This window comes from Bartonella sp. OC16QHHD, from assembly GCF_042194035.1.
Lineage (GTDB): Bacteria > Pseudomonadota > Alphaproteobacteria > Rhizobiales > Rhizobiaceae > Bartonella.
This window is the reverse complement of record NZ_JBHIMJ010000041.1, coordinates 1-4,631: the sequence shown is the minus strand read 5'-3', so window position 1 is coordinate 4,631 and position 4,631 is coordinate 1. Positions and strand designations below refer to the sequence as shown.

Here is a 4,631-nt window from a genome sequence, read left to right as displayed (position 1 = left end):
GTAGGTTTTTTTGATATTGCGGTCGACAGCCCATAGATGTCCGCGCAAAATGGCATCATTGATCATATCTGCGGTGCGTACTACGGATAAGAAAGCAAACTTTGTATCACTTGAAAGGGTGCGATTACCCCAAAGACGATAACCATTTTCGCGGATAATTGTTGTGATGTTTTGTTCATTAAGAAGGTTGGCACGGCTTGATCTGTCACCAATGGAAAAATCAATGGGGCGTGCAATACCAACAATGCCATTGATCACTTTGTTTGAAGGAGAATGCCAAAAACCATGTGTAAAATCTGTTTTGGCAATGACACCTGCAACTGCTGCACTTGCTGGCTGTTCTACAATTTTGCCATTACGATTCACTTTTACAAATGGATCAATAAGAATGGCACGCTTTGAATCAAAATCCTTTGCTGTGCTAAGAGCTGCTTCATCTGTTGTGTTGGGTGCATCAAGCACCACAATGGCGCGCAAACGCTCTGCAATACCAATGAGTTCTGCCGCTACAGGATTAGAAGTTACACTGATATCGGCTTTGGCTGTCGCACCGGTTCCATCACCTTCAATTGTTACATTGGGGGCGGTTTGATAATCAAAGCCATTTTCTTTAATGACAACAGAAGTTACTTTTCCATCTTTCAGGATTGCTTCTGCTTCTGCACCGCCAGCAATTTTAACAGTTGCTTGAGTGTAACCGCTTCCTTGGTTCGTCACATCAATCTTGCTAAGACTTATAGGGCGTTTGTGCGTAAAACCTGGGGCAATAAGAATGCGTGGTGTTTGTCCCACAATGGATTGCGCTCCAATCAAAGCATGGACGCCTTCATAAGCGCCATTTGCGTTCACCCCCCCTAGAACATTGGTGAGTGTTGCATTTTCATTGTCACCCTCGTTCACACGGACGACGACAACAATGGCACCCACTTGCTTGAAAATGAGATCAAGGGCATTGGGTAAGGTGCCTTGACGCTTACCCGTTTTATCCAGTTTAGCGGCTTGTGAAAGAGAACCCGTTACCAAAATGGGTGTGTTAAGAGGAAAGGCTCGTTCATCGGCATCGGGTGCTGTGCCAACAATCCCAATAACTGCCGATTGTACTGCGCGAAGGGGACGGGTGCCGTCGTCAACTTCAACGACTTCAACACCGTGTAAAAAAACTGTTGCCATACTTTATGCTCCTTTAAATGAGGGGTGAATTAAAATGAATGAGAAAAATGAGAGGTAAAGAGCCGCTCTTGAGGACGACTTGACAAAAACTTTAAAACCGTTAGATTCATACAAAGGTGCTTCAAAAACACCTTAAAACAACAAGCGGATTGGTTACCGAAATAATCAGTCTTCTGTGCATTAAAGACTTTGACTCATTATATGCTACGCGCATATAATAGTGGGGTCGGGTGTGGTTATGCCATAAAATACCCTTTCGAGGGGAAAGCATAACGACGGGCTTGTTGCCGTGTTTTTGAGCACCCGGCATTCTTCATTGAGTGTCAATCAAAAACATTAGTCAACAAGGAGTTCATCATGAACAATTTAGTAACAATCAACAATGCTGGTATCGCTGTTACAACCTCTTTGAAAATTGCAGAGGGTGTGGGGAATAGCCACGCTACGGTTATCAAGCTTGTACGTCAAAATATTGAAGACTTTGAAGAATTTGGAAGGGTTGGATTTGAAATCGCACCCTTTGGAACCAAAGGTGGAAGACAAAAGAGAGTAATTGCTATCCTCAATGAACCACAAGCCACTCTACTCATGACCTATATGCGTAACAATGATATGGTGCGTGCATTCAAAAAAGCCCTCGTTAAAGCTTTCTATGATTTAAAAAACCAGTTAATTGATAATGACCGTGATACACGTTTTGATTTTCCAAGCAACTGGGACGAAATGGGACCTACTGAAAAAGCTGTTTATATTTATGGACCGCTTCACATGCATCTTGTGAAAGCTTTTACATTAGCAGAAGAGAGCAAACATTATAAAACGCTTGTTGAAGAAGCCAAACGAGTTTTAGTAAGCCCTGTTGCAAAAGTAGCTTAAGTTTAAAAACATGATTTTATCTCCTCGCCTTTGAGGCGGGGAGGTAGTTAACAGCATAAAATATCTTTACATAATACATATTGTACGTATAATACGTATTATACATTAAAGATAGGATGTGCATATGAAAAAATATAGTTTTACAGATGTAAACCGCGGGGCAGGCGATATTTTAGACGAGGCTATGTCTACACCTGTAGCTTTGACAAAGCGAGGGCGTGAAAAAATCATTATGCTTCCTGTTGATTTATATCATGAATTAATAAAAGCGCGTTCTGGTGCACAATCTTTTGTTTATGCAGATGCACCGCAAAATATATTAGACGACTTAGATCGTGGTTTAGATGATATTTTAAATGGCGACGAACATGTTTAAAGCAGGGGATGTTGTTCAATATTATTATTTATGGCACGAACAAGCGCAAAAAGGTGAACATTCAGGACGCAAAGCGCGTCCTTCCTGTGTTATGGTTAAAACTGAAAGCCATATTTTTTTGTTTCCTATTACTTCTCAGGAGCCTATTAATTTACAATATAGCTTAAAAGTACCTGAGATAGAATGTAGACGTGCGGGGTTGCAAAAGCAATCTTGGGTGCGTGTTGATGAATTTAATGTTGTTCCTTGCGAATCTTTGTTTGACTTTGAAGATTTAAAACCACAAGGGCGTTTTAGCCTCGCTTTCGTGCGTAAAATTGCACTTAAAATTAAAGAAGTTAAAGCAATAAAACCACTTGGAAAAGTCTCTAGAGACTGAGTGATACAATTAAACAGCGTGGAGTGTTGGAACTTTGCTAACATCTGTTTCACGTTCAGCATGCCACGCATCATAATTGGCTTGCATGCGTAACCATATGGCAGCTCCATTCCCAAACATTTTGCCAAGACAAGCCGAAAGAGAAGGAGATATAGGCTTTTCGGCATTTAGAATATCATAGAGATGTTGGCGTGATATACCAAGAATCTGTGCGATTTCTGTCTTCGTTTTACCAGTTTCAGGAATAATTTCTGCCAAAACTTCTCCTGGATGAGTAGGACAACGATTAGGATTGCGTGTATTCATAGATAGTCTTCTTTGCAATTAACTTAAAAACCATTACAATCTAAACAGTATAACATCAATACTGTGTAATTTAAGAAATGAATATCAAACCAATTCGTACAGAGAGAGATTACCAAGAAGCCTTAGAGATTGTGTCTGCAATGTTTGATAAGCAGCCAGAAGTTAATACTCCAGAATTTGATAGAATGAAAACTCTTGTTTTGTTAATTGAAGCTTATGAAGCAGAGCACTATCCTGTTTCTCCTCCTCATCCAATTGAGGCTATTAAATTTAGAATGGAACAAATGAACTTGGCCGCTAAAGATCTTGTTCCTGCGATTGGTTATTTAAATCAATGATAAGGCATTTTATTAGGATTTATGAAATTTTTTCTTGTATTTGGTAACTATACACGATACAATATGTTATGATTTTGGGATTTAAACATAAAGGGCTTGAAGCCTTCTACAATACTGGCATTACAAAAGGAATTCAGTCTGCTCATACTCAAAAGTTAAGGCGTATTCTAGGTGCTCTTGACGTAGCTATATCACCAAATGATTTGAATTATCCGTCCTTTCGATTACATCCTCTAAAAGGTGATCTTAAGGGCTATTGGTCAATTACAGTAAATGGAAATTGGCGTGTAATATTCCGTTTTGTTGGTATAGATGTCGAATTGGTTGATTATCTAGATTATCATTAAATAAGGAGAGCTAAAAAATGATGAAAAACCCTCCACACCCTGGTGAACTCTTGCGTGAAGATGTAATCGCAGAACTTGGCTTATCTGTTAGTGAAACAGCCGAACGGCTTGGTATGTCTCGTGTAGCATTTTCTAGGGTTTTAAATGGGAAAGCCGCTATTAGTCCCAATCTCGCTATTAGGCTTGAAATGGCTGGTGTGAGTACTGCACGTGCTTGGCTAGCTATGCAGGCAAATTATGATTTAGCGCAAGCTCTAAAACATAAACAACCTAAAATACATCCTCTTTTCACGAGTTCTTGTTAGTTCCGTTCTATCGTATTGGAATGCTTTCTGAATGTAATATTATAGCTTAGTTTTGATCATCTTTCTCTTGTGGTTTTTTATAACCATTTAATCTTTCCACAATCTTATGAGGACAGCGCCATCAGCTCCAGCACCACTTGGAGAAGAATCAGAGTGAGCACCAGCCCCGCCACCTCCAAAACCACGCCCGGCTTTTCCTGAACTGTAGGAACCTAGTCCTATCCCTCCAGCTCCACCCCTTGATGTATCGCCTCCAGCATCACCGCCATTACCGCTTGTTTTTCCATTGATTCCGCTTGTCCCAGCATAACCATTTCCGCCTTTGGCAATTCCTAGGTGGTCATCCGTTGCTAAACCAAAGTTTCCACCTGTACCTCCAGCACCGCCATCGCCTGAATGGCGGCCAGAAATACGATTATTTGAGTAAATAGGATAACCAGCACGACCATACTCTCCTCCTTTAGCGGTAATAAAATTTTTGCCAACGGTCGTTGTTCCTCCAGAATTACCTGTTGCACGGAGTGATGCAACAGA

Annotated in this window: 8 protein-coding genes and 1 pseudogene; 6 read left to right on the top strand and 3 right to left on the bottom strand. The window is 40.6% G+C overall.

Features of this window, described 5'->3' with window-relative positions:
- The coding region (locus tag ACFIK1_RS05070) for a phage tail sheath subtilisin-like domain-containing protein (RefSeq protein WP_375662234.1) at positions 1-1,170 on the bottom strand (1,170 nt) is incomplete at its 3' end.
- 357 nt (positions 1,171-1,527) lie between these two features.
- Between ACFIK1_RS05070 and ACFIK1_RS05065 the strand changes: the two genes are divergently transcribed.
- The 3 genes from ACFIK1_RS05065 (at position 1,528) to ACFIK1_RS05055 (ending at position 2,801) form a co-directional block, all read left to right on the top strand.
- Positions 1,528-2,046, top strand: coding sequence for a Rha family transcriptional regulator (locus tag ACFIK1_RS05065; protein WP_375662233.1), 519 nt, complete (start codon positions 1,528-1,530; stop codon positions 2,044-2,046).
- Positions 2,047-2,170: 124 nt separating this feature from the next.
- On the top strand, positions 2,171-2,422 hold the full coding sequence (locus ACFIK1_RS05060) for a type II toxin-antitoxin system Phd/YefM family antitoxin (RefSeq protein ID WP_375623751.1): 252 nt from the start codon (positions 2,171-2,173) through the stop codon (positions 2,420-2,422).
- Positions 2,415-2,801, top strand: a complete 387-nt coding sequence (locus ACFIK1_RS05055) for a hypothetical protein (protein WP_375628618.1) — start codon at positions 2,415-2,417, stop codon at positions 2,799-2,801. Before ACFIK1_RS05060 ends, ACFIK1_RS05055 begins: the two co-directional genes overlap by 8 nt.
- Positions 2,802-2,810: 9 nt before the next feature.
- Here the strand turns inward: ACFIK1_RS05055 and ACFIK1_RS05050 are convergent, their stop codons facing one another.
- Positions 2,811-3,107 carry a HigA family addiction module antitoxin gene (locus tag ACFIK1_RS05050; RefSeq protein ID WP_375662232.1) on the bottom strand — a complete coding sequence of 99 codons (297 nt, stop codon included), beginning with the start codon at positions 3,105-3,107 and terminating at the stop codon, positions 2,811-2,813.
- Between the two features lie 77 nt (positions 3,108-3,184).
- Here ACFIK1_RS05050 and ACFIK1_RS05045 point away from each other — a divergent pair, with 77 nt between their 5' ends.
- The 3 genes from ACFIK1_RS05045 to ACFIK1_RS05035 all read left to right on the top strand — a co-directional run bounded on the left by ACFIK1_RS05045 (position 3,185) and on the right by ACFIK1_RS05035 (position 4,097).
- Positions 3,185-3,445 carry a type II toxin-antitoxin system HigA family antitoxin gene (locus ACFIK1_RS05045; RefSeq protein WP_375655408.1) on the top strand — a complete coding sequence of 87 codons (261 nt, stop codon included), beginning with the start codon at positions 3,185-3,187 and terminating at the stop codon, positions 3,443-3,445.
- A gap of 68 nt (positions 3,446-3,513) precedes the next feature.
- Positions 3,514-3,792: a type II toxin-antitoxin system RelE/ParE family toxin gene (locus ACFIK1_RS05040; RefSeq protein ID WP_375640091.1), complete on the top strand. Its 279-nt coding sequence runs from the start codon at positions 3,514-3,516 to the stop codon at positions 3,790-3,792.
- Positions 3,793-3,809: 17 nt separating this feature from the next.
- Positions 3,810-4,097, top strand: coding sequence for a HigA family addiction module antitoxin (locus ACFIK1_RS05035; RefSeq protein WP_126602638.1), 288 nt, complete (start codon positions 3,810-3,812; stop codon positions 4,095-4,097).
- Positions 4,098-4,184: 87 nt separating this feature from the next.
- Here the strand turns inward: ACFIK1_RS05035 and ACFIK1_RS05030 are convergent.
- Positions 4,185-4,631 (bottom strand): annotated as a pseudogene (locus ACFIK1_RS05030) (hypothetical protein); the annotation flags it as partial.

Bases quoted from the DNA above. Each gene is read 5' to 3' on its own strand.
- ACFIK1_RS05045 (WP_375655408.1), top strand. From the start codon at position 3,185: ATGAATATCAAACCAATTCGTACAGAGAGAGATTACCAAGAAGCCTTA.
- ACFIK1_RS05060 (WP_375623751.1), top strand. From the start codon at position 2,171: ATGAAAAAATATAGTTTTACAGATGTAAACCGCGGGGCAGGCGATATT.
- ACFIK1_RS05055 (WP_375628618.1), top strand. From the start codon at position 2,415: ATGTTTAAAGCAGGGGATGTTGTTCAATATTATTATTTATGGCACGAA.
- ACFIK1_RS05035 (WP_126602638.1), top strand. From the start codon at position 3,810: ATGATGAAAAACCCTCCACACCCTGGTGAACTCTTGCGTGAAGATGTA.
- ACFIK1_RS05065 (WP_375662233.1), top strand. From the start codon at position 1,528: ATGAACAATTTAGTAACAATCAACAATGCTGGTATCGCTGTTACAACC.
- ACFIK1_RS05040 (WP_375640091.1), top strand. From the start codon at position 3,514: ATGATTTTGGGATTTAAACATAAAGGGCTTGAAGCCTTCTACAATACT.
- ACFIK1_RS05050 (WP_375662232.1), bottom strand. From the start codon at position 3,107: ATGAATACACGCAATCCTAATCGTTGTCCTACTCATCCAGGAGAAGTT.